23 protein-coding genes are annotated in these 25,934 nt (G+C 63.8%); 9 read left to right on the plus strand and 14 right to left on the minus strand.

Annotation, left to right across the window (positions count from 1 at the left end):
* Positions 1 to 29 precede the first annotated feature (29 nt).
* On the minus strand, positions 30 to 245 hold the full coding sequence (gene rpmE, locus VZC39_RS20155) for a 50S ribosomal protein L31 (RefSeq protein ID WP_016352348.1): 216 nt from the start codon (positions 243 to 245) through the stop codon (positions 30 to 32).
* A gap of 146 nt (positions 246 to 391) precedes the next feature.
* Here rpmE and priA point away from each other — a divergent pair, with 146 nt between their 5' ends.
* Positions 392 to 2,599, plus strand: coding sequence for a primosomal protein N' (gene priA, locus VZC39_RS20160; RefSeq protein ID WP_434664710.1), 2,208 nt, complete (start codon positions 392 to 394; stop codon positions 2,597 to 2,599).
* A 134-nt stretch (positions 2,600 to 2,733) separates the two neighbouring features.
* On the opposite strand, the gene ompA is transcribed toward priA, so the two are convergent.
* The 6 genes from ompA to ilvG all read right to left on the minus strand — a co-directional run bounded on the left by ompA (position 2,734) and on the right by ilvG (position 10,597).
* The gene (gene ompA, locus VZC39_RS20165) at positions 2,734 to 3,858 is read right to left on the minus strand and encodes a porin OmpA (RefSeq protein ID WP_434664711.1); all 1,125 of its coding nucleotides are present in this window, start codon (positions 3,856 to 3,858) and stop codon (positions 2,734 to 2,736) included.
* A gap of 363 nt (positions 3,859 to 4,221) precedes the next feature.
* A complete protein-coding gene (gene ilvA / locus VZC39_RS20170; protein WP_349920280.1) occupies positions 4,222 to 5,757 on the minus strand; it encodes a threonine ammonia-lyase, biosynthetic in 1,536 nt (511 codons plus the stop codon).
* Positions 5,758 to 5,760: 3 nt separating this feature from the next.
* Entirely contained in the window at positions 5,761 to 7,602 is a 1,842-nt protein-coding gene (gene ilvD, locus VZC39_RS20175; protein ID WP_434664713.1) for a dihydroxy-acid dehydratase, read from the minus strand.
* 142 nt (positions 7,603 to 7,744) lie between these two features.
* Entirely contained in the window at positions 7,745 to 8,677 is a 933-nt protein-coding gene (locus VZC39_RS20180; protein WP_349920283.1) for a branched-chain amino acid transaminase, read from the minus strand.
* A gap of 13 nt (positions 8,678 to 8,690) precedes the next feature.
* Complete coding sequence (gene ilvM / locus VZC39_RS20185) at positions 8,691 to 8,954, minus strand: acetolactate synthase 2 small subunit (RefSeq protein WP_349920285.1); 264 nt, start codon at positions 8,952 to 8,954, stop codon at positions 8,691 to 8,693.
* Complete coding sequence (gene ilvG, locus VZC39_RS20190; protein WP_434664715.1) at positions 8,951 to 10,597, minus strand: acetolactate synthase 2 catalytic subunit; 1,647 nt, start codon at positions 10,595 to 10,597, stop codon at positions 8,951 to 8,953. The genes ilvM and ilvG overlap by 4 nt, the downstream gene beginning before the upstream one ends.
* Before the next feature lie 385 nt (positions 10,598 to 10,982).
* On the opposite strand from ilvG, the gene VZC39_RS20195 reads away from it, so the two are divergent.
* The 3 genes from VZC39_RS20195 (at position 10,983) to VZC39_RS20205 (ending at position 14,507) form a co-directional block, all read left to right on the plus strand.
* A complete protein-coding gene (locus VZC39_RS20195; protein ID WP_434664717.1) occupies positions 10,983 to 12,497 on the plus strand; it encodes a YifB family Mg chelatase-like AAA ATPase in 1,515 nt (504 codons plus the stop codon).
* 133 nt (positions 12,498 to 12,630) lie between these two features.
* Positions 12,631 to 13,545 carry an acyltransferase gene (locus tag VZC39_RS20200; protein ID WP_349920290.1) on the plus strand — a complete coding sequence of 305 codons (915 nt, stop codon included), beginning with the start codon at positions 12,631 to 12,633 and terminating at the stop codon, positions 13,543 to 13,545.
* Positions 13,539 to 14,507 carry an acyltransferase gene (locus VZC39_RS20205; RefSeq protein WP_349920292.1) on the plus strand — a complete coding sequence of 323 codons (969 nt, stop codon included), beginning with the start codon at positions 13,539 to 13,541 and terminating at the stop codon, positions 14,505 to 14,507. Before VZC39_RS20200 ends, VZC39_RS20205 begins: the two co-directional genes overlap by 7 nt.
* Here VZC39_RS20205 and VZC39_RS20210 read toward each other — a convergent pair.
* Together VZC39_RS20210 and VZC39_RS20215 are read right to left on the minus strand one after the other, a co-directional pair.
* On the minus strand, positions 14,438 to 14,947 hold the full coding sequence (locus tag VZC39_RS20210) for a DUF523 domain-containing protein (RefSeq protein ID WP_349920294.1): 510 nt from the start codon (positions 14,945 to 14,947) through the stop codon (positions 14,438 to 14,440). The genes VZC39_RS20205 and VZC39_RS20210 overlap by 70 nt on opposite strands.
* Positions 14,944 to 15,594, minus strand: coding sequence for an NUDIX hydrolase (locus VZC39_RS20215; protein ID WP_434664718.1), 651 nt, complete (start codon positions 15,592 to 15,594; stop codon positions 14,944 to 14,946). Before VZC39_RS20215 ends, VZC39_RS20210 begins: the two co-directional genes overlap by 4 nt.
* A 74-nt stretch (positions 15,595 to 15,668) precedes the next feature.
* Between VZC39_RS20215 and VZC39_RS20220 the strand changes: the two genes are divergently transcribed.
* The 5 genes from VZC39_RS20220 to phnE all read left to right on the plus strand — a co-directional run bounded on the left by VZC39_RS20220 (position 15,669) and on the right by phnE (position 20,846).
* A complete protein-coding gene (locus VZC39_RS20220; RefSeq protein WP_434664719.1) occupies positions 15,669 to 16,304 on the plus strand; it encodes a nicotinamidase in 636 nt (211 codons plus the stop codon).
* A 101-nt stretch (positions 16,305 to 16,405) separates the two neighbouring features.
* Positions 16,406 to 17,584 carry a nicotinate phosphoribosyltransferase gene (gene pncB, locus VZC39_RS20225; protein ID WP_434664720.1) on the plus strand — a complete coding sequence of 393 codons (1,179 nt, stop codon included), beginning with the start codon at positions 16,406 to 16,408 and terminating at the stop codon, positions 17,582 to 17,584.
* Between the two features lie 117 nt (positions 17,585 to 17,701).
* Positions 17,702 to 18,559, plus strand: coding sequence for a putative selenate ABC transporter substrate-binding protein (locus tag VZC39_RS20230; protein WP_434664722.1), 858 nt, complete (start codon positions 17,702 to 17,704; stop codon positions 18,557 to 18,559).
* Entirely contained in the window at positions 18,556 to 19,317 is a 762-nt protein-coding gene (locus tag VZC39_RS20235) for a phosphonate ABC transporter ATP-binding protein (RefSeq protein WP_434664723.1), read from the plus strand. The genes VZC39_RS20230 and VZC39_RS20235 overlap by 4 nt, the downstream gene beginning before the upstream one ends.
* Positions 19,305 to 20,846 (plus strand): phosphonate ABC transporter, permease protein PhnE, encoded by a 1,542-nt coding sequence (gene phnE / locus VZC39_RS20240; RefSeq protein ID WP_434664725.1) that lies wholly within the window; start codon positions 19,305 to 19,307, stop codon positions 20,844 to 20,846. Before VZC39_RS20235 ends, phnE begins: the two co-directional genes overlap by 13 nt.
* Positions 20,847 to 20,926: 80 nt before the next feature.
* Here the strand turns inward: phnE and VZC39_RS20245 are convergent, their stop codons facing one another.
* From VZC39_RS20245 to VZC39_RS20265, 5 genes are all read right to left on the minus strand, one after another.
* Entirely contained in the window at positions 20,927 to 21,535 is a 609-nt protein-coding gene (locus VZC39_RS20245) for a thiol:disulfide interchange protein DsbA/DsbL (protein WP_349920306.1), read from the minus strand.
* Between the two features lie 142 nt (positions 21,536 to 21,677).
* Positions 21,678 to 22,667 (minus strand): serine/threonine protein kinase, encoded by a 990-nt coding sequence (locus VZC39_RS20250; protein ID WP_434664726.1) that lies wholly within the window; start codon positions 22,665 to 22,667, stop codon positions 21,678 to 21,680.
* A 106-nt stretch (positions 22,668 to 22,773) separates the two neighbouring features.
* Entirely contained in the window at positions 22,774 to 24,222 is a 1,449-nt protein-coding gene (gene ccoG, locus VZC39_RS20255; protein WP_434664727.1) for a cytochrome c oxidase accessory protein CcoG, read from the minus strand.
* A gap of 198 nt (positions 24,223 to 24,420) precedes the next feature.
* The gene (locus VZC39_RS20260; RefSeq protein WP_434664729.1) at positions 24,421 to 24,684 is read right to left on the minus strand and encodes a YihD family protein; all 264 of its coding nucleotides are present in this window, start codon (positions 24,682 to 24,684) and stop codon (positions 24,421 to 24,423) included.
* A gap of 31 nt (positions 24,685 to 24,715) precedes the next feature.
* Entirely contained in the window at positions 24,716 to 25,870 is a 1,155-nt protein-coding gene (locus VZC39_RS20265) for a GGDEF domain-containing protein (RefSeq protein ID WP_434664730.1), read from the minus strand.
* Between the last annotated feature and the right edge of the window lie 64 nt (positions 25,871 to 25,934).

The following is a 25,934-nucleotide window of genomic DNA, read 5'->3' on the forward strand; positions in this document are numbered from 1 at the left end:
GCCTTTTTCAGAATGCTTTAGAAGTATGATTACTTCTTGGTGGTCATCGCACCGAAACGCTTGTTGAACTTGTCTACGCGGCCGCCGCTAGAAACTTCTTTCTGCTTGCCGGTATAGAACGGGTGGCACTCGGAGCACACGTCCAGGTTCAGATCTTTACCCAGGGTAGAGAAGGTGTTGATGACGTTACCGCAAGAGCACTTGGCGGTGATGGCTACGTAGTCAGGATGGATACCAGCTTTCATGGACAACCTCGATAATAGGCCGTGTCGCCATCCGATCTCTTGTCGGACACCACACGATTGTTGAACACAGTTTCAAAGGCTGCGAATAATATAGGAAATGCCTGAGTTCAGGCAAGTGGCTTCGCAGAAAAAATAGGCAATCTCTGGTGAATTCTTCCCAAACCCTGGATCTGGTTCGTGTCGCTGTGCCGGTGCCCTTGCGCCGTCATTTCGACTATCTCTCCCCCCTGCCCTTGCCTGCCCCCGGTTGCCGGGTCGAGATCCCCTTCGGCCCCCAGACCCTGGTCGGCCTGGTGGTGGCCCACCCCACCGAGAGCCAGGTGCCGCGCAACAAGTTGAAGCCCCTGAAGCGAGTGCTGGATGCCGAACCCGTGCTCGGCCCGGACATACTGGCGCTGATGGCCTGGAGTGCGAATTACTACCAGCATCCGCTGGGGGAAGTGCTGCCCCACGCCCTGCCGGTGCTGGTGCGCAAGGGGGAGCCCGCCGCCTATCGGGAGCTGGAGTTCTGGTTTGCCACCGAGGCGGGCACGGCGCTCGATCTCAACGAACTCAAGCGCGCCGCCAAACAGCAGCAGGCCCTCGCCTTCCTGCGCAAGGGCCCCCAGACCCCCTCCGCCCTCAAGCTGGAAGAGATTTCGAGCGCGACCCTCACCGCCCTTGAGAAGAAAGGCTTGCTGGAGAAGCGCAGCCTGGAGCCGAGCGTGCAAGGGGACTGGGCGACCCGCTTCGATACGGGGGAAGGCTTGCGCCTCAACGGCGAGCAGGCGCTGGCGGTGGCCGCCGTCACCAGCCAGAGCGACAAATTCGGCGCCTTCCTGCTGGACGGCATCACGGGCTCGGGCAAGACGGAGGTGTACTTGAGCATCCTCGAGCCCCTGCTCAAGGCGGGCAAGCAGGCCCTGGTGATGGTGCCGGAAATCGGCCTCACCCCCCAGACCATCAACCGCTTCCGGCGCCGCTTCCAGGTGCCGGTGGTGGCCATGAACTCTGCCATGAACGACAGGGAGCGGCTCGATGCCTGGCTCGCCTGCCGCGATGGCGGCGCCGCCATCCTCATCGGCACCCGCTCCGCCGTGTTCACCCCGTTCAAGGGTCTCGGCATCATCATCATCGACGAGGAGCACGATGGCTCCTTCAAGCAGCAGGACGGCTTCCGCTACCACGCCCGGGATCTCGCGGTGATGCGGGCCCATCGTGCCGGCATCCCCATACTGCTGGGCTCGGCCACCCCCTCTCTGGAGACCCTGCACAACGCCCGCAGCGGCAAGTATCACCACCTGCACCTGACGCGGCGGGCCGGCAATGCCCAGACCGCCCGCCAGGTGATCCTGGACATCAAGAACGTGCGGCTGCAGGCCGGTCTCTCCCCCCAGCTGGAGCAGCTGATGGCGGAACACCTGGCCGCGGGCAATCAGGTGATGCTGTTTCTCAACCGGCGCGGCTATGCACCGGCCCTCATCTGCCACCAGTGCGGCTGGAGCGCCGCCTGCGAGCGCTGCGACGCCTGGTACACCTGGCATCAGGCCGGACGACGGCTGCACTGCCACCACTGCGACAGCGTGCGGCCCCTGCCCCACCACTGCCCGGAGTGCGGCAGCAGCGAACTGATCGGCTCCGGCGTGGGCACGGAGCAGCTGGAACAACTGCTGACCACCGTTTTCCCGCAATATCCTGTGGTGAGAATCGACCGGGACAACACCCGCCGCAAGGGGGAGCTGGAGACCCATCTCGGCGACATCAAGGCGGGCAAGTACAAGATCCTCATCGGCACCCAGATGCTGGCCAAGGGACACCACTTCCCGGATGTGACCCTGGTGGGCCTGCTGGATGTGGATGGGGCCCTGTTTTCCGCCGATTTTCGCGCCGCCGAGAAGCTGGCCCAGCTCTACACCCAGGTGGCGGGTCGCGCCGGGCGCGCCAGCAAGCCGGGTCTGGTGGTGCTGCAGAGCCACCACCCGGAACACGCCCTGCTGCAGGATCTGACTCAGAACGGCTATGGCCACTTCGCCGACACGGCGCTCAAGGAGCGTAGCCTGCTGGGGCTGCCCCCCTTCAGTTACCAGGGGCTGTTCCGGGCCGAGGCCAACGGCCGCGACGAGGTGCAGCTGTTCCTCGGCCGCCTCGCCGACACCCTGCGCAGTGCCCGCTACCCCCAGGTACAGGTGCTGGGGCCCATCAGCGGCTTCATGGAGCGCAAGGCGGGCAAGTTCCGCATGCAGTTGCTGGTGCAGGGGCCAAACCGGGCCCCGCTCTCCCAACTGCTGGACTGGGCGGTCAAGGAGCTGGACGGCTGGCCCGAAACCAAAAAAGTGCGCTGGAGCCTGGATATCGACCCCACGGAGTTGAACTAGCGATAGTGGACACCCGCCATGGTGGGTTTGCTCCCTTCTCCCCTCGCGGGAGAAGGGTTGGGGATGAGGGAATAGTCAGAAAACAACGAGGGGGCCTTGGCCCCCTCGTTGTTTGATCGCCAGGAAAACATGGCTTATTCGGCGGCCTGGGAGACCCCGCTCAGCCGCACCTCGACCCGGCGATCCGGGGCCAGGCAGGCGATCATCTGCGCCTTGGCGCCGTCCGGGCAACTGCCGCCGGTCACCGGGGAAGACTCGCCTCGCCCTTCTGCCCGTACCTTGTCGGCAAACAGTCCCTTGGCGATGAGATAATCCGCCACCGTGCGGGCGCGCTGCTCGGACAGAGACTGGTTGTAGGCGTCAGACCCCAGACGGTCGGTGTGACCGATGACGGTCGCCACCCCGTCTTTGGGATTGGCGGCCAGGATCTGGGCGAACAGGTTGTCCAGCGCCTGGCTCGCGGCCGGTTTCAGGGTCGCCTTGTTGAACTCGAACAGCACGTCGGAATCCAGGCTGAACTGCTTCTCCACCAGCACGGGAGCCGGGGCGGGTTCCGGGGCCGGGGTCGGCGCCACCGGTTCGTCACCGACCTGGCCGAAGCGGTAGAGCATGCCCACCGACAGCAGGCCGTTGTCCATCTCGATGCCGGACTCGTCGAGGGAGGTTTTGCCAAGCGGCGTGGTGTACTGATACTCGAGGCGGGCAGCCCAATCCTTGTCGATGGCATACTCCACCCCGAGTGCGCCCACAAAGGCGGCGCCGTGGTATTTGTTGCCATCATGGGACTCGGAGAGATAGTTGGTGCCATCGCTGGCTCTGACGTTGAGAGAACTCTCGGTCCAGGCGTAAGCCCCTCCCAGACGGCCATAGATATCCAGGGCCGAAGTCGCGGGCAGGATGATCCTCATGGTGGCTTGCACCATCTGGGCTTTGGCCTCGCCCTCCAACCCGAAATCAACGCCATTACCCGAGTAATGCTTGTCGACCTGGTACTTGCCGAGCCAGTCATAGCCGAGTTCGACGGCCAGGTTGCGATTGATCTGATAGCCCGCGAAGGCCCCCAGCCCCAGGTCGTCGCTGTTCTCGTTGACCTTGGTCGCGTCAAACAGCTCTTCCACCTGAGCGTTGTAATCCACCCCATAGAAATTGGACCAGCCGGCCTTGCCGCCGACATACCAGGTGTTGTCCTGGGCGGTAGCCTGCACCGCCCCCGATGCCATCAGGCCGCCGATGAGGGCGGCGAGCATAGACTTGTTCATGATGAGCCCCTGCAATGAATTGTTATGGCGCTGGATGCGCCTCTCTTCCCTGACGGGGCCCTGAACGCAAGCCCCGTGCCCAGATTATCCCATCTGTGACCAGCCTCAAATGACCAGGGACTCAGGAGTGTGATGTTGGCGACATTATCGACAGACACAGCCCCTTTCCCCGCACCGCCCATAAAAAAGAAGGGCAAAGCCCTTCGTTTTCAGACGGTTGCCAGCAACCTAGTCTAGCTCGCCAGGCACAACCGTGTAGATGGGATCCTCGCTAATCTCCTGCCAGCCATCGCAGGCCTCGTGCAACGCACCATAAAAAAACCGGAGAGCGAGGCTCTCCGGTCGTGGACCAAGGTCGGGCGTTCAGTCCCTCCGACTCTGGCTTGCCAGGAACAACCTGTAGGCGGGATCCTCGCTCACCTCTTTCCAGCCGTAGCCCAGCTCGTGCAGGTAGTCGTGGAAGGCGGCCACGTCCTCGTCCGGCAGCTCGAAGGCACACAGCACCCGGCCATAGTCGGCGCCGTGGTTGCGGTAGTGGAACAGGCTGATGTTCCAGCGACAGCCGAGCGTCTCCAGGAAGCGCATCAGGGCCCCCGGCTGCTCCGGGAACTTGAAGCTGTAGAGCCGCTCGCCGAGGGGCCGGGCCGGACGGCCACCAATCATGTAGCGCACGTGATTCTTGGCCAGCTCGCTCTCGGTCATGTTGACCACGGGGTAGCCGTTGCCACCGAGTTGATCGATGATCTGGCCGAGCTCCTCGTCACCACCGCTCAGGCGCACCGAGACGAACAGGGAGGCCTGCTCGGCATCGGCGTAGCGGTAGTTGAACTCGGTCACCATGCGCGGCCCGAGCTGGCGGCAGAAGTCGAGGAAGGCGCCCTTGCGCTCGGGGATGGTCACCGCCAGCATGCCCTCGCGCTTCTCGCCGATCTCGCAGCGCTCCGACACGTAGCGCAGGCTGTGGAAATTGACGTTGGCGCCGGACAAGATGGCCGCCATCCGGCCGCCCTTGATTTGTTCGCGCTCGCTGTAGGCCTTGAGGCCCGCGAGTGACAAAGCCCCTGACGGCTCGGCGATGGCACGGCAGTCGTCGAAGATGTCCTTGAGCGCGGCGCAGATCTGGTCGTTGGAGACGGTCACCACCTCGTCCAGATACTGGTTGCACAGGCGGAAGGTCTCCTCGCCGATGCGCTTGACCGCCACCCCGTCCGCAAACAGGGAGACCCGCTCCAGGTTGACCGGCTCGCCGGCCGCCAGAGCCGCCTTGAGGCAGGCGGAGCCCTCCGCCTCCACCCCGATCACCTTCACGTCCGGCAGCAGTTGCTTGATATAGACCGCCACCCCGGCAGCCAGACCACCGCCCCCCACCGGCACGAACACGTGAGTGAGGTGGGTGTCCTGCTCCAGCAGCTCCTTGCCGATGGTGCCCTGGCCCGCGATCACCTCGACATCGTCAAAGGGCGGGATCAGGGTGTAGCCCTCGGTTTGGGCCAGACGGCGACTCTCGCCATAGGCCTCGTCGAAGCTGTTGCCAAACAGCAGCACATTGCCGCCCTGGCGGCGCACCGCATCGATCTTGATGTCTGGCGTGGTGGTGGGCATGACGATGATGGCCTTGATACCAAGCTTGGCCGCCGATAGGGCGACCCCCTGGGCATGGTTGCCGGCAGAGGCCGCCACCACACCGCGCGCCTTCTGCTCGGCGCTCAAGGTCGCGATCTTGTGATAGGCCCCCCGCAACTTGAAGGAGTGAACCGGCTGCAGATCCTCCCGCTTGAGGGAAACCTGATTGCCGAGACGCTCGGACAACTTCTTGAGGGTTTGCAGCGGTGTCACTCGCGCCGCCTCATAAACGGGGGAGAGCAACACCTTGCGTAGATAATCCGCCGCAGAGACCATGACTCACTCCTCCAGCTTGCTGAGATCGCGCACCGCACCTTTGTCGGCACTGGTGGCCAGCATGGCGTAGGCACGCAGGGCGTAGGAGACCTGACGCTGACGGTTGAGCGGCTTCCAGCCACGGGCTTCCACGGCGGTGCGGCGGGTGGCCAGCACGCTGTCGGCCACTTCCAGCACCATGCTGCGAGCCGGGATGTCGATGTTGATGATGTCCCCGTCTTCCACCAGCCCTATGGTGCCGCCGGACGCCGCCTCCGGAGAGACGTGACCGATGGAGAGCCCGGAGGTACCGCCGGAGAAACGGCCATCGGTGATGAGGGCGCAGGCCTTGCCGAGCCCCATGGACTTGAGATAGGTGGTGGGGTAGAGCATCTCCTGCATGCCGGGGCCGCCTTTCGGGCCCTCGTAGCGGATCACCACCACTTCACCGGCCTTGACCGTGCCGTCCAGAATGCCGGCGACCGCCGTGTCCTGGCTCTCGAACACCCGGGCCGGGCCGCGGAAGCAGAGGTTCTCGTCATCCACCCCTGCTGTCTTGACGATGGCACCGTTGATGGCGAGGTTGCCGGAGAGCACGGCCAGGCCCCCTTCCAGGCTGTAGGCGTTGTCCAGGGAGCGGATGCAACCCTGCGCACGGTCCAGATCCAGCTCGGGCCAGCGGCAGTCCTGACTGAATGCCTTAGTGGTACGGATGCCCGCCGGACCGGCGCGATAGAAGTCGTGCACCGCCTTGTCGTCGCAGCGGCTCACGTCGTATTGCGCCAGCAGCTCGACCAGCGACGTGCCGAGCACGTTGCGGGTGTCCCCGTGCACCAGACCGGCCTTCTCCAGCTGGCCCAGGATGGCGACCACGCCACCGGCGCGGTGCACGTCTTCCATGTGGTATTTCTGAGTGGACGGGGCGACCTTGCACAGCTGGGGCACCTTGCGGGACATACGGTCGATGTCGGCCATGGTGAAGTCGACTCCCGCCTCCTGGGCGGCCGCCAGCAGGTGCAGCACGGTATTGGTGGAGCCGCCCATGGCGATGTCCAGCGCCATGGCGTTCTCGAAGGCCGCCTTGGTGGCGATGTTACGCGGCAGGGCGCTCTCGTCGTCCTGCTGGTAGTAGCGATTGGCCAGGGCCACGATGCGCTGACCGGCCAGCTTGAACAACTGTTCGCGATCCGCGTGGGTCGCCAGCATGGAGCCGTTGCCCGGCTGGGAGAGGCCGAGCGCCTCGGTCAGGCAGTTCATGGAGTTGGCGGTGAACATGCCGGAGCAAGAGCCGCAGGTGGGGCAGGCGCTACGCTCGACCTGTTCGCTCTGGGCGTCGGAGACCTTGGGGTCGGCCCCCTGGATCATGGCATCCACCAGATCCAGCTTGATGATCTGATCGGAGAGCTTGGTCTTGCCCGCCTCCATGGGACCGCCGGAGACGAAGATCACCGGAATGTTGATGCGCAGGGCAGCCATCAGCATCCCCGGGGTGATCTTGTCGCAGTTGGAGATGCAGACCATGGCGTCGGCGCAGTGGGCGTTGACCATGTACTCCACGGAATCGGCGATGAGCTCCCGGGACGGCAGGGAATAGAGCATGCCGCCGTGGCCCATGGCGATGCCGTCATCCACGGCGATGGTGTTGAATTCCTTGGCGACCCCGCCGGCGGCCTCAATTTCGCGGGCGACCAGCTGGCCCAGATCCTTGAGGTGGACGTGACCGGGCACGAACTGGGTGAAGGAGTTGACCACGGCGATGATGGGCTTGCCGAAATCCTGATCGGTCATTCCGGTGGCACGCCACAGGGCGCGGGCCCCGGCCATGTTACGTCCGTGGGTGGTGGTGGCGGATCTCAACTTCGGCATTGTCTCTACTCCCTGAATGCCCATGGGGCTCATTATCTTTGAAACATGAATGTGACTCGCGAGTCGGCAATCGACTCTGCTCAATGCACGCTGGCGCCATTGAGCAGAAGCGACTCGGGGAGGCTTGGCCTCCCCGTCGTCATCAATCCTTGACCGGGGTGAGCCAGCCCCACTTGTCCTCAGTCTGGCCATTGAACAGGCCGAAGAAGGCGTTCTGCAACTGCTCGGTCACCGGGCCACGACGACCAGCACCTATCTGCATCCGATCCACCGAGCGCACCGGGGTCACCTCGGCCGCCGTGCCGGTCATGAAGATCTCGTCCGCCACATAGAGGGCTTCGCGCGGCAGCGCCTGTTCGCGCACCTCATAGCCGAGATCCCGGGCGAGGGTCATGATGGTGTCGCGGGTGATGCCGGGCAGGATGGCGGCGGTGGCGGGCGGGGTGAACAGCACGCCGTTCTTCACCAGGAACAGGTTCTCCCCCGCCCCCTCGCTAAGATAACCATTCACGTCCAGCGCTAGCCCTTCGGCGAAGCCGTTGCGCTTGGCCTCCCGGCTGATGAGCTGGGACGACAGATAGTTGCCGCCAGCCTTGGCGCCGGTGGGAATGGTGTTCGGCGCGAGCCGGTTCCAGGAGGTGACGCACACATCCACCCCGTTTTTCAGCCCCTCTTCCCCCAGATAGGCGCCCCAGGGCAGGGCGGCGACCATGAGGTCGGCCTTGGCATCGAGCGGCGGATGCAGCCCCAGCCCCACGTTGCCGATGAAGGCGAGCGGGCGCAGATAGCCGCTCTTCAGGCCGTTCTCACGCACCACGGCGCGGCAGGCCTCGTTCACCTCGGCTTCGCTATAGGGCACGTCCATCCAATAGATCTTGGCGGAGTCGAACAGGCGGCGAGTGTGCTCCTGCAGACGGAAGATGCAGGTCCCCTTGGGGGTGTCGTAGGCTCGGACCCCCTCAAACACGGAGGAGCCGTAGTGCAGGGCATGGCTCATGACGTGGACCTGGGCATCCTGCCAGGGCACCATCTTGCCGTTGAACCAGATGTATTGAGGATGAGAAGGCTGTGACATTGGCTTGGCTCCTTTAAGCGCTGATCCGGGGTTGCTGTTCCAGTGCATCGACCCGGGAGACATCCACCAGCTTGACCAGCTGGCTCCACAACTGCTGGATGGGACGCTCCGACTCGACAGTAACCGTGATCCGCAGCTGTTGGCAATCCTGCTCCATGTGCAGGGCATTGAGGGCGAAGCCGCGGTGGCGCACCACCCGCAGCACCCGTTCCATCACTTCGGGCCTGGGCTGGGCGTGGATATGCAGGGTGTGCTGGTGCTGATTGTGCTGGTTCATGGGCGTTGCTCCATCATCTTGTGGTTCGCGACTCCCGGGGGCACCAGGGGCCAGACGTTTTCTTCCTCTGAAATCGCCACATGCAGCAGGTAGGCGCTCTCGCTCGCCAGCAGGCGATCCAGGGCCGGTGCTATCTGTTCCTTGCATGTGATGCTCTCGCCAGGGATGCCAAAGGCGGCAGCCAGGGCGACAAAATCGGGGTTGTCGGAGAGGATGGTCTCGCTGTAGCGGCCGTCGAAGAACAGCTCCTGCCACTGGCGCACCATGCCGAGGCGCTGGTTGTCCAGCAGCACCATCTTCACCTTGAGCTGGGCACGGCGAATGGTGCCGAGTTCCTGCACGTTCATCATGAAGGAGCCATCCCCGCTCACCAGCACCACCTCATCCTCCGGGCGCGACATCTTGGCGCCGATGGCGGCGGGCAGACCGAAGCCCATGGTGCCGAGACCGGCACTGGAGAGGTGATTGCGCGGGCTGGTGAAGCGCATGTGCTGGGCCACCCACATCTGGTGCTGACCCACGTCGCAGGCCACCACGCTGCTCTCTGGCAGGCGGTTTGAGAGCTCTTTGAGCAAGGCCGGGGCATAGATGGGCTGGCCCGGGTGGTCGTAGCGAAACGCGTATTCCCGGGCCATGGCGGCGCAGTGCTCGCGCCAGGGGGTGATGTCGAGCTCCATGGCGAGCGCCGGCAGCACCAGGGTCAGATCCGTGGTGATCCCCACCTCGGCGGCGCGGCGCTTGCCAAACTCGGCGGCGTCTACATCGAGATGGATCACCTTGGCGTGGGGGGCGAACTCGTCCAGCTTGCCAGTCACCCGATCATCGAAACGGGCCCCGGCCACCACCAGCAGATCGCACTGCTGTACCGCCAGATTCGCGGGCTTGGTGCCGTGCATGCCGAGCATGCCGAGGTAAACGTCGCTGTCGGGATCCAGCGCCCCTATGCCCTTGAGGGTGGTGACCGCCGGCATGCCGGTGGCAGCCGCAAAGTCGCGCAGCTGACGTTCGGCATTCGCCATGCCCACCCCGCCGCCGACGTAGAGCACGGGGCGCTCGGCGGCGGCCAGCAGCGCGCGGGCGGCGTTGATCTCGGCCAGAACCAGGGCACCTGGCTCTTCCACCGCAAACAGCGGGCTCTGTTTCGGCACGGCCGCCAGCTGGATATCCTTGGGAAAATCGATGAGCACGGGGCCGGGGCGACCGGAGGTGGCGATGGCGAAGGCTTCTGCCAACACCTGCCCCAGCTCGGCTGCATCCGTGACCATGAAGGAGTGCTTGGTGCAGGAGAGCGACATGCCGAGTACGTCCACCTCCTGGAAGGCGTCGGTGCCCACGGCGGCGCAGGGCACCTGGCCGCTGATGGCGACCAGGGGGACGGAATCGAGCAGCGCCTCCGCCAGACCTGTCACCAGGTTGGTGGCCCCCGGGCCCGAGGTGGCGATACAGACCCCCACCTGGCCGGAGGCGCGGGCATAACCCACGGCGGCCATGGCGGCCCCCTGTTCGTGGCGGCACAGCTGATGGGCCAGGCCGCCGTCATACAAGGCATCGTAGACCGGCATGATGGCCCCGCCCGGGTAGCCAAACACCTGGGTCACACCCTGTTTCTTGAGAGCCTGTACCAAAAACTGCGCGCCGTTCATGTGGAAAATCCTGTCCTTTGGTCGAAAAAAAACCCCCGGGCCGTGAGGCTCGGGGGTCGCTTTGTTTCGTTCTGTCCGGTGTTGGGTCTATCCCTTGTTCCGTGCAGCCAAACGAGCCCCGAGCGGTGAGATAATAATCACCACTAGGACCACAATAATGCTGACGAAACGGGAGGCCATGTTCATAGTTACAACCGGAAATCCTGTGAAATCGGAGCGGTGCTTACCGCGAATGGCTATTAGAACTAGCACGGTGATTTTTATTGGGCAAGCACTTTTTACCTGACAAGACTCTGATTTCCAGCTGGTCACCGCGCCCGGGTTGGAACAAAAAACTAATAAAAAACGGTTGGCCAGCATATACATCAAACCAAGGACGGTATTTATGTCATTAGCTGTGGTTTATAGCCGTGCCAGCCTGGGTATTTCTGCCCCTCAGGTAACGGTGGAAGTCCACCTCTCCAACGGCCTGCCCGCCTTCAACATGGTGGGGCTGCCGGAAACTTCGGTGAAGGAGTCGCGGGATCGGGTGCGCAGCGCTCTGCTCAACGGCAACTTCGAGTTTCCCTCCAAGCACATCACGGTCAACCTGGCCCCCGCCGACCTGCCCAAGGAGGGAGGGCGTTTCGATCTGGCCATCGCCATCGGTATTCTTGCCGCTTCCAAGCAGATACCTGCTAAATACCTTCTTGATCATGAATTTTTGGGGGAGCTGGCCCTGACCGGCGAGATCCGCCCCGTGCTGGGAGTGTTGCCCGCGGTGCTGGCCTGCCGGGATGCGGGTCGCACCCTGCTGGTGCCGCGGGAAAACGGCCAAGAGGCCTCCCTCATCCAGGATGCCGAGGTGCGCACCGCCCACCAGCTGCTGGCGGTCACCGCCTGGCTGGCAGGCCAGTACGAGCTGCCCCTGCCCGAGCCCCAGAGTACGGAGAGCTTGCCCGATATCCCGGATCTGCAGGATGTGATCGGCCAGTCCCAGGCCAAGCGGGCGCTGGAGATCGCCGCCGCCGGCAGCCACAATCTGCTGTTTATCGGGCCACCCGGCACCGGCAAGAGCATGCTGGCGAGCCGCTTGCCCGGTATCTTGCCACCGCTGAGCGAGCAGGAGGCGCAGCAGACCGCCGCCATCCACTCCATCGGCGGCCTGACCCCGCGGGCCGGTCACTGGCACCACAGGCCCTATCGAACCCCTCATCACAGCGCCTCCGCCGTGGCCCTGGTCGGCGGTGGCAGTCACCCGAGACCGGGGGAAATTTCCCTCGCCCACAACGGAGTGCTGTTTCTGGACGAACTGCCGGAGTTCGAGCGCAAGGTGCTCGATGCCCTGCGCGAGCCGCTGGAGACCGGCCACATCACCATCAGCCGGGCGGCGCGACAGGTGGATTTTCCCGCCCGTTTCCAGCTGATTGGCGCCATGAACCCCAGCCCTTGCGGCCACTATGGGGACGGCCAGACCCGCGCCAGCCCGGATCAGATCCTGCGCTACCTCGGCAAGCTCTCCGGCCCCTTCCTCGATCGGTTTGACCTGACGGTGGAGGTGCCGCTGCTGCCCAAGGGGAGCCTCACCGGCAAGGCGGAGCGCGGCGAATCCAGCGTGCATATCCGAGAGCGGGTATTGGGGGCGAGAGGGCGCATGCTGGCTCGCGGCGGGAAGCTCAACCACCTGCTGGATAGTCGTGAAATCGAAGTCGTTTGTCGATTATCGGCGCAAGATGCCGAGTTTTTGGAGAATGCCATCCAGCGGCTCGGCCTCAGCATCCGGGCCTGGCACCGCATCCTGCGGGTGTCCCGCACCATTGCCGACCTGGCCGGCCAGCCCGATATCGGCAAGGAGCACCTGATCGAGGCGCTCGGCTACCGGGCCATGGACAGGCTGCTGTCCCGCCTGCGCAGCGGCTGAACCAGGCAGGAGACGGCGACGAGGGCTCCGTTCGGGAGGTGCCTCTCCATGGTTTAACAGGTCGACGGCTGATAATATGGGCACAGATCTGACCACTTGCTGGTCTTCCACCGACAAGAAACGGACCCGACTCATGGCCAACAAGCTGATTGAGGGGCTGCGCGGCAGCCTCTCGACCCTGCTCTATTTCCTCAACACCCTGTTCTGGTTTGTCCCCATCCTGCTGCTCGGTCTGCTCAAGCTGCTGCTGCCGCTCAAGGGGTGGCGCACCCTGTGCAATGCACTGCTGGACGGCAGCGCCAGCTGCTGGATAGGTTTCAACAATCTGATCCAGAAAGTCATCATCCGAACCCCTTTTGAGGTGGTCGGAGTGGACAAAGGGAGCCGGAATGAGTGGTATATGGTCATCGCCAACCATCAATCCTGGGTCGACATACTGGTATTGCAGCGGATTTTTAATCAAAAAATCCCCTTCCTGAAGTTTTTCCTCAAGAAAGAACTGATTTGGGTACCTTTTCTCGGTCTGGCATGGTGGGCGCTGGATTTTCCCTTCATGCGGCGTTATTCCCGTAAATTTCTGGAAAAGCACCCCCATCTGAAGGGAAAAGACATAGAGACAACCCGCAAGGCCTGTGCCAAGTTCCGCCACATTCCGGTGAGTGTGATGAACTTCGTGGAGGGCACCCGCTTCACCCCCCGCAAGCATGACAAGCAGGCCGCCCCCTACCGTCATCTGTTGCACCCGAGGGCTGGCGGCGTCGCCTTTACCCTGGCCGCCATGGGGGATCAGCTGCACAAGCTGGTGGATGTCACCATCGCCTACCCGGGCGGCGTCCCCAGTTACTGGGATTTCATGTGCGGTCGAGTCAGGGAGGTCAAGGTTCGGGTCCGCTTCTTGCCGATCGAACGCAATCTGGTGGGGGATTACTTCAATGACCCCGAGTTCCAACAAGAGTTTCAGCAGTGGTTGAACGGGATCTGGCACGAGAAGGATCAGACCCTGAACCAGCTGCTGGCGAACGAGACGCCCTCAAGGACGCCATGCTAAGCCTGCTCCCCGGCCCGCTGGTGCTGCTCATCAGCGCCGGCCTGACCATCCTCTTCACCGCCCTGTGCGCCAGCCTGATCCTGCTGGTCTCCCTGGCGAAGCTGCTGCTGCCCATCCCGGCCTTCGGCCGCGCCTGCAGCCGCCTCAACAACCGCTTCATGCGTCTGTGGCTGGCCTGCAACGCCCTGGTGATCCGCCTCACCACCCGCATCGAGTGGCAGGTGGAGGACGACACCCACCTGCGCAAGGATGGCTGGTATCTCATCGTCAGCAACCACATGAGCTGGACCGACATCGTGGTGCTGGGCCACCTGTTCCGGGACAGGCTGCCGGTGCCCAAGTTCTTCATGAAGCACGAGCTCATCTACATACCGCTGCTGGGGCTCGCCTGCTGGGGGCTGGACATGCCCTTCATGCGCCGCTATTCACGGTCATTCCTGCTGAAAAATCCTCATTTGAGAGGAAAAGATATCGAGACAACCCGCAGCGCCTGTGAAAAATTCCGCCATATTCCCACCACCGTCATCAACTTCGTGGAGGGAACCCGCTTTACCGAACCCAAGCGGGATGCGGCGCGCTCCCCCTACCACCACCTGATGCCCCCCAAGGCGGCGGGGCTTGCCTTCACGCTGGCGGCCATGGGGGATCAGTTCGACAGCCTGATCAATGTCACCATCAGCTACCCGGACAACATGGAGACGCCGTTCAAGGACTTCCTGATGGGCCGGATGAAGCGTATCCGGGTGCGCATCGAGGAGCTGCCGGTGGACGAGGAGCTGGTGGGGGATTACTTCAACGACAAGCAGTTCAAGCGTGGCTTCCAGCAATGGCTGAATCAGCGCTGGCAGGAAAAAGATCAGGTGCTGGCCCAGTGGCAGGGGGCAGAGGCGGCTCAGGCCGAACCGGTTCCCGTCATCGAGGCGGCGTCAGACAAGAGCGCAGAGGCCAACTCGGGCAGTTGATCCTCACTGAAAACCCGGATCCCGTGGCGGCGCAGCAGGGCCGTGGTCTTGCCCTCCCCCGTCACGGAAATGCCCTCGAAGCGGCCGTTGTAGATGCGGCCACTGCCGCAGGAGGGGCTCCCCTCTTTGAGCAGGGCGAAGCGAATGCCCTGGGCCTGGCAGAGCCGCAGCGCGAGCTCGGCGCCTGCATCGAACTCGGCCGTCACATCCAGCCCGCTCGCGGTCACCACCCGCTCTCCCTGCCGCTCGGCAGGAGGACGCGGGGTCGGCAGGCCGCCCGCCACCTCGGGGCAAAACGACAGCACTCGCCCCTCGGCCCCCAGGGCCGTCAACCAGTCGCTGAGGATCCCCTTGCTCTGGCCGTCGTAACGCACCGGCTGCCCCAGCAGGCAGGCACTCACCAGCACTTTCTGCACTTTCTGCACTCCGGCTTCACTCATGCTTCCGCTCCGTGCATCACCTGATCGAACATCACGCAGCAAGGATTCTCCAGCCGGTAGAGGATGGCGGGGCGTTGCTTGCCGGTGCGCTTGCGGCCGGTATCCACCAGCACGTCGGCCCGGTGGATCCGCTTGCGAAAGGCCGCCGTGTTCATGGGCGTCTGCAGGATGATTTCGAAGGTGCGCTGCACCTCGGAGAGGGTGAACTCGCTCCCCAGCAGTTGCAGCGGCAGGGTGCTGTAGCGGCTCTTGATCCGCAGTCGCTCCACCCCCTTGGCGATGAGCTGGACATGGTCGAAGGCGAGACCCAGCCCCGGCAGGGCAGAGAGCGGGTGCCAGCGACCACGCACCACTTCCACCTCGGGCTCCACCAGGCACAGATAAACCAGGGTGGTGGACCAGCCACGGGGATCCCGCTCCAGATTGCCGAGGGTGCAGACCTGCTCGCTGTAGCAGAGCCCCAGGCCCCACTCCGTCAGCAGACGGTGGAGAGCGGCATCCAGATCCCGGTCACGGGTCTCGTCGATGCGCAAGGCCGGCAGTTGCCAGCATTGGGCAAAGGGGGGGCGATCGCGGGTTTCGAGGAGCAGTTCCAACCGCTCATCGTTCAGCCGCAGCACCACCATATCAAGACTCATTCTCGGCATCTCGGTCGACCTGCTCGCCTTCTAATAATGTTTGGTAGATAATATCACAAGAATATTATGTGCAGGAGCCACCCATGGGAATCGTCGCCAGCCTGGATATTGATGCGCAGAAGGGCTTCACCCCCCTCTGCCCGAACGAACTGCCCGTCGCGGGCGGGGATGAGATCGCGGCTGCGCTCAATGCCCAGGCGGCCCTCGCCAGCCTGAGAGTCGGCAGCAAGGATGCCCATCCCCGCAATGCGGCCTGGGTCGTGACCGACCCCGCCAGCATGTTGCTGCCCCTGGACCTGCCCAACGCCGATCTCACCTGGCCGGCCCACTGCGTGCCGGGCACCCCGGGCTTCGAGCTGCTGGACGGCCTGCCCGCCCCCATCGACTACGACTTCTTCGTCTGGAAGGGAGTCGAGCCCGATCTGCATCCCTACGGCGCCTGCTTCCACGATCTGGCGGAGCGTCGCAGCACCGGGCTCATCGAATTCCTGCAGGCGCGCGGCGTCGATACCCTGCTGGTGGGCGGTCTGGCCACCGATTACTGCGTCAAGACCAGCGTGTTGCAACTGCGCCGGGCCGGTTTCAGGGTCATCGTTCACCTCGATGCCTGTCGCGGCATCGCCCCCGAGACGATAGCCCAGGCCCGCACCCAGATGACTGAGGCTGGCGCCGAACTGGCCCAGACCCTGACCGATGTACAACAGCTGCTGGATGCCTGATATGTCCCCCATCCTCACCCGTCTCGTCGACACCGACGCCCGCGAGCTATCCATGCAGCAGGGGAACGATGCCGTTCGCTCCCGCCTGCGAGGAGCCTGATATGCCTCCCATCCTCAACAGTCTGCTCGACACCGATGCCTACAAGCTGCACATGCAGCAGGCGGTGTTCCATCGCTATCCCGATGCCGAGGTGGTGGCCGAATTCCACAGCCGCAACGAGGAAGACTTGCTCCCCATGATGGGGGAGATCGAAGAGCAACTGCACCTGGCCGGCTCATTGCGACTGACCAGGCCGGAGCTCAACTTCCTCGCCGAGCGCCCCTTCTTCACCGCCGACTACCTGGATCACCTGCGCCGCAAGCCGCTGGATGCATCATTATTGCGGGTGTTCGAGCGAGATGGCCGCATCAACGTTCGCGTAGAAGGCTCCTGGCAGGACGTTATCCTGTGGGAGATCCCCGTCCTCGCCATCATCAGCGAGATGCGCAACCGCTTCCGCTATCCCCAGTTCGGGGTGAGCCAGGCCCTCACCCGGCTGGATCAGAAGATCGACAAGCTGGAGCGGGATCTGAGCCCCGAGGAGATGCAGGAGTTCAACCTCATCGACTTTGGCACCCGTCGCCGCTTCTCCCACGCCGTGCAGGATGCCGTGGTGGGCCGCCTCAAGGAACGCCTGCCGGCGTTTCGCGGCACCAGCAACTACCAGCTGGCCCAGAAGTACAACCTGCCCGCGGTGGGCACCCAGGCCCACGAGTGGTTCCAGGCTCATCAGCAGCTCGGTTTCCCGCTGGAGCACAGCCAGCGCGCCGCCCTCACCAGCTGGCTCGACGAATTCACCAATCACCTCGGCATCGCCCTGACCGACTGCATCACCATGGATGCCTTCCTGCGGGACTTCGACTTCGAGCTGGCCAGCCGCTATCAGGGGCTGCGCCACGACTCCGGTGACCCCGTGGTGTGGGGGGAGAAGGCCATCAGCCACTACCAGCGCCTCGGCATCGACCCCACCGAGAAGACGCTGGTGTTCTCCGACGGCCTCAATCTGGACAAAGCCGTGGAGCTGCTGCGCCACTTCCGCGGCCGCATCAACACCAGCTTCGGCATCGGCACCAAGCTCACCTGCGATCTGCCCGGCGTCAGCCCCATGAACATCGTGTTCAAGCTGATGGAGTGCAACGGCGGCCCGGTCGCCAAGATCTCCGACAGCCCGGGCAAGACCCTGTGCCGGGATGCGGACTTCATCCGCAACCTCAAGCAGGCCTTCCACATCGGGGTCTGAGCAATTTTGCGGCCCGCCGCTTGCGCATCGGGCCGACAGCCCCCTACCATAACCCCCATCCCAGGCCCGACAGCATGTCGGGCCTTTCTCTTGTCCCCTTTGCAAAAGGATTTGTTCATGCGCCGTCACTGGATTGTTGCCCTCACCACCCTGTTTGCCAGCCTGCTGGGCAGTCAGGCGGCCCTGGCCGCCGAGCCGCTTCGCGTCTCCGCCATTCCCGATGAAGCCCCCACCGAATTGCAGCGCAAATTCGCCCCCCTCGGGGAATACCTGGCCGAGAAGACTGGCCGCGAGGTGGTATTCGTGCCGGTCAATGACTACGCCGCCGTGGTCGAGGCGCTGGCCGCCGGCAAGCTGGACATGGCCTGGCTGGGGGGCTTCACCTATGTGCAGGCACACCGCCGTGCCGACAAGGTGGTTCCCCTGGTGCAGCGCCAGGAGGATGCCCAGTTCACCTCCAAGTTCATCGCCAATGCAGGCAGCGGCATCCAGACCCTGGCCGACACCAAGGGCCATGACTTCGCCTTTGGCTCCCCCTCCTCCACCTCGGGTCACCTGATGCCGCGCCACTTCCTGGCCGAACAGGGCATCAATCCGGACCGTGACTTCACCCATGTCGCCTACTCCGGCGCCCACGACGCCACCGTCGCCTGGGTCGCCTCCGGCAAGGTGCCGGCCGGTGTGCTCAACGCCTCGGTCTGGGAGAAACTGGTCGAAGAGGGCAAGGTCGATACCAGCAAGGTCAAGGTGATCTGGACCACGCCGACCTACTTTGACTACAACTGGACGGTGCGCGGCGATCTGGATCCGGCGCTGCAGGCTCAGCTCAAGCAGGCCTTCCTCAGCCTGGACCCGGCCATCCCGGCCCAGGCCGAGATCCTCAAGCTGCAGCGGGCCAGCAGTTTCATCGAGACCAAACCCGAGAACTATCAGGGCATCGAAGCGGCTGCCACCCAGGCCGGTCTGCTGAAGTGACCGCCGTGACGCTGGCCGGCGCCGGACTGACGCTCGGCCAGAGCCGCATCCTGCACCCGCTGGATCTGCATATCGAGGCGGGAGAGACGGTCGCCATCATAGGGCCGAGCGGGGCTGGCAAGACCAGCCTGCTGCGACTCATCGGCACCGAACTGCGGGCCCAGGGAAGGTTGACGCTGTGGGGCCAGGATCCCTGGGCCCTCTCCACCGGCACACGCCAGCGCTTGCGCAGCCGGATCGGCATGGTCTGGCAACAGCCGCCACTCCCCGCCGCCCAATCCGTCATGACGGCGGTGCTGGCGGGTCGGCTCGGCCAGTGGTCCCTCGGCCGGGCGCTCTGCTCGCTGCTGCGTCCTTGCGATCCCGCCGGTGCCCTGGCCGAACTCCAGCGCCTGGGTCTGGCCGACAAGGGGCAACAACGCTGCGGCGAACTCTCCGGCGGCCAGTTGCAACGGGTCGGCATCGCCCGGGTGCTCTATCAGCAGCCGGACTTGATCCTGGCGGACGAACCCGTGTCTGCCCTCGATCCCGTGCTCGCCAGGAGCAGTCTGGAGGCCCTGCTGCACCAAGCCGGTGCCCGGGGCAGCACCCTGATTGCCAATCTGCATGCGGTCGAGCTGGCCCTCGGCCTGTTCCCCCGCATCATCGGCCTGCGCCAGGGCCGCATCCAGTTCGACTGCCCTGCCAGCGAGGTCAGCCAGACCATGCTGACCGCCCTCTACGCCGGTGACGACGAGGCGAGTGCATGCCTGCGCTGAGCCGCTGGCGTCACCCCCTGCCCTGGCTGCTGGCACTGGTCGGGCTCAGTCTCTGGCAGCAAGCCCAGGGCTGGATCGGCCTGTTCGATGGCCAGAGCTGGCGACAGATGGGCAACTTCCTCGCCACCAGCTGGCCCCCCCGGCTGGATTCAGACTTCCTCCTGCTGACCCTGAGGGCCGCCCTGGAGAGCCTGGCCGTGGCCACCCTCGGGCTCTTTGGCGCCCTGCTGCTCGGCATTCCATTCGCCCTGCTGGGCTCCCGAGCCCTGTCGCTGGCGGAATTGGGCCCGATACCCAGCCCGCTGCGCACGGCCTTGCGTGCGTTCTCACGCCTGGTCGCCATCCTGCTGCGCAGCCTGCCTGAGCTCATCTGGGCCCTGCTGTTCGTGCGCCTGTCCGGCCTGGGACCGCTGGCGGCCATCCTGGCCATCGCCGTCAGCTATGGCGGCATGCTGGCCAAGGTCTACAACGAGATCATGGAGAACGGCGCCCTGCAACCGGCCAGAGCCTTGCTGCTCAGCGGCAGCGGCCGCCTGCAGGCGCTCTGGTACGGCGTGCTGCCCGCGGTACGTCAAGAGCTGCTCTCCTACACCGTCTATCGCTGGGAGTGCGCCCTACGCGCCTCGGTCATCATGGGCTTCGTCGGCGCAGGCGGGCTCGGCCAGCAGCTCGAGCTCTCCTTGCGCATGTTCGCAGGTCCGGAAGTGGCGACCCTGCTGCTGGCCTTCATCCTGCTGGTCACTCTGGCCGACGGCCTCAGCGCCTGGCTGCGGCAGAGCCGCTTCCCCGGTCTGTTGCTGCTGGCCTGCCTGGTGCTGGCCGGCGTCATGGCGCTGGGGCTGCTGGACTGGCGCATGCTGAGTTTCTCCCCCGCCGGGCTTGGGCAGTTCATCGCTGAGTTTTTCACCCCGGACTGGTCCTGGCCCTTCCTGCGTCTGGTCGCCGGTGGCCTGCTCGATACGGTGCAGATGGCCGTGCTGAGTACCCTTTTCAGCGCCTTGCTGGCACTGCCCCTGGCGGTGCTGGCTCGCCACTGCTGGCCGCTGCGGCTGCTGTTCAACCTGCTGCGCTCCGTGCCCGAGCTTATCTTTGCCAGCATCCTGGTCATCGCCGTCGGGCTCGGCCCGGTGGCGGGCATACTGGCGCTCACTCTGCACACCACGGGCGTGCTGGCCAGGTTGTTCGTGGAAACCCTGGAGAATGCCGAACAAGCCCCCCGGCTCGCCCTGCAACTGGCCGGAGCCGGGCGGATCGCCAGCTTCTGGTACGGGCTCTTCCCCCTGGTCGCCCGCCAGTGGCTGGCCTACAGCCTCTATCGCGGCGAAATGAACCTGAGGGCCGCCACCATCTTGGGGGTGGTGGGTGCCGGCGGCCTTGGGCAGCAGCTCTATGTCTCCCTGAGCCTGTTCCGCTACGATCAGGCCGCCACCCTGCTGCTGGCCATACTGCTGCTGGTCTGGCTGGCGGAGGCCATCAGCCGCCGCACCCGTCTGCCGCGAGCCAGCTCCCCGCGCGATTGCCAGATCTGAGCCTCCGGATGGCGATGAGCCATCAAACAAAAAGCCCGCCGGTTCGCACCGGCGGGCTTTTTTCATGGATTCAGCCTGGATCAGTCTTTCTTGGCCAGCAGGAACTTCACCAGCTGGTTGAACTGCTCCTGGGAAGTGATGGATTCAATCTTCACCATGTACTTGCCGTTGACCAGGAAGGCCGGCACACCGCGCACGTTGTAGGTCTCGGTGTTGCGATCGAACTGGGAAACCATGCCGGAAACGGCAAAGCTGTCGACGGCGCCGTCAAACTCCTCGGCCGCGACACCGTTGTCCACGAAGATCTGCTTCACATCGGCACGGCTCTGCGGGATCTGACGCTGGACGTGGATCTTGTCGAAGATCGCCGGGGTCAGCTTGCCTTCAACGTTCAGCAAGTTGGCAACCGCGTAGGCACGCTGCATCTCCGGGCCCATCTCGCGGCCGAGGAAAGCCACCGGGCTTTTCTTCATCGGCACGCCTTCCGGCAGGCTCTTGGCCAGATCTTCGGCGATCGGTTCAAACTTGGCGCAGTGCGGGCAGAAGTAGGAGAAGAACTCCAGCACTTCTGGCTGAGCGCTGCCGGTCTGGGTCACCACGTCATAGTTGACGCCTTCCTTGAATTGCGGGGCGGCGTGAACCATGGGGATCATCAGCATGGCAGCGAGGAAAAATAGTACTTTTTTCATGACGTTTCCTGTTAAGGGATCACAGTGAGGCACGCCCGGCGAACCGAAGCAGTCCAAGCCTATTGCGTCACCCCTTCGCCGTCAATGACAAAGGCGCGATGGCGGAGTGCTCCTCCCCGCCCGCAGGAAAAGCCCCCGCCCCTTACCAGTTCGGCATCAGGCTGAGGGGCGGAGCCTTCAGAGCTTCCAGCTGATCGTGCAGGGTCGCTATCTGCTGGCGCCAGTAGTGATCGCTGTTGAACCAAGGGAAGTGACGAGGAAAGGCCGGATCTTCCCAGCGCCGCGCCAGCCAGGCCATGTAGTGAACGATGCGCATGGCGCGCAGGGGCTCTATCAGCGCCAGCTCCCGCGGATCGAACTCCATGAACTCCTCATAGCCCGCCAGCAGGGTATCGAGCTGGATCTGCTGCTCGTTGCGATCCCCGGAGAGCAGCATCCACAGATCCTGAACGGCGGGGCCGGTGCGGCAGTCATCGAGATCCACGAACAGGGGGCCGTCGCGCCACAGGATGTTGCCGGGGTGGCAATCCCCGTGCAGGGAGATCTGGGCCACCTCCAGGGTCATGGCGTCACACACGTGGTGGATCAACTCGTCCAGCACCCCGTAGAACTGCTTGGCCAGTCCGCTCGGCACCCACTCTCCGGCGGCCAGCAGCTGGCGCGGTTCGTGCAGCATGGTTTCTACATCCAGCCTGACCCTGTGGTGGAAGGGACGGCTGGCCCCGATCCGGTGAATACGGCCGAGATAGCGACCCACCCACTCCAGCTGATCCAGGTTGTCCACCTCGAACTGGCGACCGCCGACGCTCTGCCAGATGGCGAAGGCGTAGCCCTGATGCTCCAGCAGGGTCTCACCGGCGAAGGCGAGCGGCGCCGCCACCGGGATCTCCTCGTCGTTGAGGCATGCGGCGAAGCCGTGCTCCTCCAGGATCTGGGCCCTGTCCCAGCGACCGGGACGATAGAACTTCACCACATAGCGGCGGCGATCCTCGTCCTGAAACTGGTAAACCCGGTTCTCGTAGCTGTTGAGCTCGATGAGGCCGGAATCGATGCGCAGGCCGCTGAGATCGATGGCATCCATGATGAGGTCGGGATTGAGGTCGGAATAGTTGAAACGCATGTCATCCACCATGAGAAAGGGGCGCTGTTGCGCCCCATACTATCACCACTCATCACAAGGGTGGGCCTAATCGGCCACCCTTGCTCCCATCAGATGCCAGCCGGACCCGGACCCGGCATCATAGCCGGCCGATGAACTTGCTGGCCTGACGCAGGTGGCCCTTGCGATCGTCCGGCGCCGCCCCCTCTCGGGTGAGCACGAACTGGATGTCCAGGGTGGGCCGCTTCAGGTTGAAGGGATCCACCGCCAGACTCACCGGCAGGGTGTAGATCTCGCCCGGTTTGAGGGTGACCTCCCGCGGGCCGAACCACTCATATTCGGGCAGCCCTTCCACATCCAGTTGATAACGCTGGGATTGCAGCGTCTTGTTGAGGATCTTGAGGGTGTAGGTGTTCTCGATGAGCCCCTCGCTGTTCTCCCGGAACAGCTGGTTGCGATCCCGCAGTATGTCGAGCCCCATGGGCATGATGGACATGGCGTTGTAGACGAAGACGCCCAGCATGATCACCATCACCAGGCCATAGCCGAGCAGCTTGGGCCGCGCCACCTTGGTCTGGTTGTGGGCCAGCTTGTGCTCTGTGGTGTAGCTGATGAGCCCCTTGGGGTAGCCCATCCGGTCCATGGTCTGATCGCAGGCATCGACGCAGGCGCCACAGTTGATGCACTCGTACTGCAGGCCGTCGCGGATGTCGATGCCGGTCGGGCAGACCTGAACGCACAGATCGCAGTCGATGCAGTCCCCCAGCCCCAGCGCCTTGGGATCCGCCTTGCGACCGCGAGGGCCCCGTGCCTCGCCACGCTTGGTGTCATAACCGACGATGTAGGTGTCCTTGTCGAACATGGCGGACTGGAAACGGGCATAGGGACACATGTGGATGCACATGATGGCTCGCATCCAGCCCGCGTTGCCATAGGTGCAGGCGGCGAAGAACAGCACCCAGAAAATGACCCAGCCACCCGCCGCCAGGGTGAAGAACTCGGGCACCAGCCGGTACACATCCTGGAAGTAGGCGACGAAGGTGAGACCGGTGCCGAGGGACAGCAGGATCCAGGCCAGGTGCTTGGCCCCCTTGCGAGCCAGCTTCTCGCCGCTCCAGGGGGCGGCATCCAGCTTGCGGCGCTTGTTGGCCGAGCCTTCCAGCTTCTCTTCGAACCAGATGAACATGAAAGTCCACACCGTCTGCGGGCAGAGATAGCCGCACCAGACCCGCCCGAGGAAGGTCGTGACGAAGAAGAGGCCGAAGGCGGCGATCATGAATACCCAGGCCAGCAGGGTCAGATCCTGCGGCCAGATGGTGGCACCGAAGATGTGGAACTGCTGGTGCTCCAGGTCGAACAGCACGGCCTGACGACCGTCATAGCGCAACCAGGGAAGGACGACGAAGAGAACGACGAAGAACCAGCCCATGGCCTTGCGCACGCGCTGCCAGTAGCCGGTCTGGGATCTCACATAGATGCGGTTGCCGGGGTTGAACCTGTCATCACCGGCCTTGAACGTGTGGGGATTGAAGGTCCCGGTGACATCGCCGGAGACATCCTTGATATCGATCTTGTCCTTGTCGGCCATTGCAACACATCGCTCCACTTATCTTGTTATGAAGCCGATTATATCTTAAACAACCTGCTAATTGTGTGGGTTAAATGTATCTATAGTTCGAGTCCCGTCGCAATTTCAGATAACAAAAAAGGCCCATCGTCAGTTGACTGATGGACCTTATTGGTGGTCTCTTTTGAAAACCATCCAACTTTCCGGCAGGGTCAGGCTTTACTTGATGCCGCGGGCCTTGAGCAAGGCTTCCTTGAAGTCGGGTACCTGATCCTTGGCGAGCCCCGGGATCATCGCCTGCTTGTCGGACTCGCGCATCTTGAGGTGGTAGATCAGCATGTCGTCGGTCAGCTCGGACAGGGCGCCGTCATAACCGGCCTCCGCCGCCAACTTGGCGATGAACTGTACCAGACTCAGATCCTGATCCTTGATCCAGGCGGGTTGCAGCAGCTCCAGCAGCTCTTCGATACGATGACATTGCATAGACGACCTCTTTAAATCTGTCTTGTGAAACTCAGGCAACCTTACCCATCAAGGCTACTTCGATACGATCCCGTCCATTATGCTTGGCCTGATAGAGGGCCGCATCCGCTTTTTGGACCAGTTCGGCCATGGAGAGGCTCTGATCCGGCACCAGAGTCGCCACCCCGAAGCTGCAGCTGACCCGACCGGAAACCAGCGACTTCTGATGGGGGATCCCCTGGGCACGCAGAGCGGCGCGTACCTGCTCGGCGATCTGGAGCGCCCCCTGCTGGCTGGTACAAGGCAACAGCAGGGCAAACTCCTCGCCGCCGTAGCGAGCCGCCAGATCGTCCTCCCGCCTCAATACTTCCGCCAGCAGCCCCCCTACCTGCTGCAGACACTCATCCCCCAGCTGATGGCCGTAGTGATCGTTGAACTGCTTGAAGTAATCCACGTCCACCAGCACCAGGGAGAGGGGCGCCCTCGCCCGGTGGCAACGGCGCCACGCCCGGGCCAGGCTGTCATCCAGGTGAGCCCGGTTGGCGATGCCGGTCAAGCCATCCAGCCTGGAGGTGAGCCTGAGATGCTCGGAGACCGCCTTGAGCTCGGCCACCAGATCCGCGTTGGAGAAACGATGATAGAGAGAGGCGGCCTGATCCCGCCGCAAGCGGCGCAGCAGCGTCGGCAGAAACACGAACAGATAACCCGCCAGCAGACAGGAGACGATGCGCTCCTGCTCGTTGCCGACACTCAGCTCGAACAACATGGCAAATCCCAGCGGCAGCACGGCCCCATAGAGAGTACGGCGACTGCCAAACAGCATGATGGCACTGCCGGTGAGGATCAGGCTGGAGAGCATCAGCATGGCGGCGCGATAGGTATCGGGCAGCTTGTCCATGTAGAGCAGCACCCCGAGCGCCCAGATGATGGAGGTGATGGTGGCCCCGATGAACAGCTCCCGCTCCAGTACCGGCAGGGGCAGGTGGATCAGGTTGGGGCGTCGCCAGCACAGGTGCCACCAGCGTCCCAGCAGCAGCAGGCAGACCAGCCCCAGCCACCCCAGCGCCTCTTCGGCCGGTAGATAATCATGGAACAGCAGGCTCCAGCCAACCGCCAGCAGCGCCAGACAAGGCAGACTGAATAAGGCATTGGCATAGAGCTGACCCATGATGGCCTGCTGCACCTGACGTGTGACGCTCTGGGTCAACGGCTTGCTCCCTGTACATTAGCCGACCAGTCTACCACCGCCCCTTCCGTGCCAACAATCAATC

This window comes from Aeromonas sp. NJAU223, from assembly GCF_051125555.1.
Lineage (GTDB): Bacteria > Pseudomonadota > Gammaproteobacteria > Enterobacterales > Aeromonadaceae > Aeromonas > Aeromonas veronii_G.

Excerpts from the sequence above, each read along its gene's own strand:
- rpmE (WP_016352348.1), bottom strand. The coding sequence starts at position 245 with ATGAAAGCTGGTATCCATCCTGACTACGTAGCCATCACCGCCAAGTGC.
- VZC39_RS20215 (WP_434664718.1), bottom strand. The coding sequence starts at position 15,594 with ATGCCGAGAATGAGTCTTGATATGGTGGTGCTGCGGCTGAACGATGAG.
- phnE (WP_434664725.1), top strand. The coding sequence starts at position 19,305 with ATGCCTGCGCTGAGCCGCTGGCGTCACCCCCTGCCCTGGCTGCTGGCA.
- VZC39_RS20195 (WP_434664717.1), top strand. The coding sequence starts at position 10,983 with ATGTCATTAGCTGTGGTTTATAGCCGTGCCAGCCTGGGTATTTCTGCC.
- VZC39_RS20245 (WP_349920306.1), bottom strand. The coding sequence starts at position 21,535 with ATGAAAAAAGTACTATTTTTCCTCGCTGCCATGCTGATGATCCCCATG.
- VZC39_RS20180 (WP_349920283.1), bottom strand. The coding sequence starts at position 8,677 with ATGTCACAGCCTTCTCATCCTCAATACATCTGGTTCAACGGCAAGATG.
- VZC39_RS20230 (WP_434664722.1), top strand. The coding sequence starts at position 17,702 with ATGCGCCGTCACTGGATTGTTGCCCTCACCACCCTGTTTGCCAGCCTG.
- ilvG (WP_434664715.1), bottom strand. The coding sequence starts at position 10,597 with ATGAACGGCGCGCAGTTTTTGGTACAGGCTCTCAAGAAACAGGGTGTG.
- pncB (WP_434664720.1), top strand. The coding sequence starts at position 16,406 with ATGCCTCCCATCCTCAACAGTCTGCTCGACACCGATGCCTACAAGCTG.
- VZC39_RS20250 (WP_434664726.1), bottom strand. The coding sequence starts at position 22,667 with ATGGTGGATGACATGCGTTTCAACTATTCCGACCTCAATCCCGACCTC.
- VZC39_RS20210 (WP_349920294.1), bottom strand. The coding sequence starts at position 14,947 with ATGAGTGAAGCCGGAGTGCAGAAAGTGCAGAAAGTGCTGGTGAGTGCC.
- ccoG (WP_434664727.1), bottom strand. The coding sequence starts at position 24,222 with ATGGCCGACAAGGACAAGATCGATATCAAGGATGTCTCCGGCGATGTC.
- ilvA (WP_349920280.1), bottom strand. The coding sequence starts at position 5,757 with ATGGTCTCTGCGGCGGATTATCTACGCAAGGTGTTGCTCTCCCCCGTT.
- ilvM (WP_349920285.1), bottom strand. The coding sequence starts at position 8,954 with ATGAACCAGCACAATCAGCACCAGCACACCCTGCATATCCACGCCCAG.
- VZC39_RS20260 (WP_434664729.1), bottom strand. The coding sequence starts at position 24,684 with ATGCAATGTCATCGTATCGAAGAGCTGCTGGAGCTGCTGCAACCCGCC.
- VZC39_RS20200 (WP_349920290.1), top strand. The coding sequence starts at position 12,631 with ATGGCCAACAAGCTGATTGAGGGGCTGCGCGGCAGCCTCTCGACCCTG.
- ilvD (WP_434664713.1), bottom strand. The coding sequence starts at position 7,602 with ATGCCGAAGTTGAGATCCGCCACCACCACCCACGGACGTAACATGGCC.
- VZC39_RS20205 (WP_349920292.1), top strand. The coding sequence starts at position 13,539 with ATGCTAAGCCTGCTCCCCGGCCCGCTGGTGCTGCTCATCAGCGCCGGC.
- VZC39_RS20220 (WP_434664719.1), top strand. The coding sequence starts at position 15,669 with ATGGGAATCGTCGCCAGCCTGGATATTGATGCGCAGAAGGGCTTCACC.
- ompA (WP_434664711.1), bottom strand. The coding sequence starts at position 3,858 with ATGAACAAGTCTATGCTCGCCGCCCTCATCGGCGGCCTGATGGCATCG.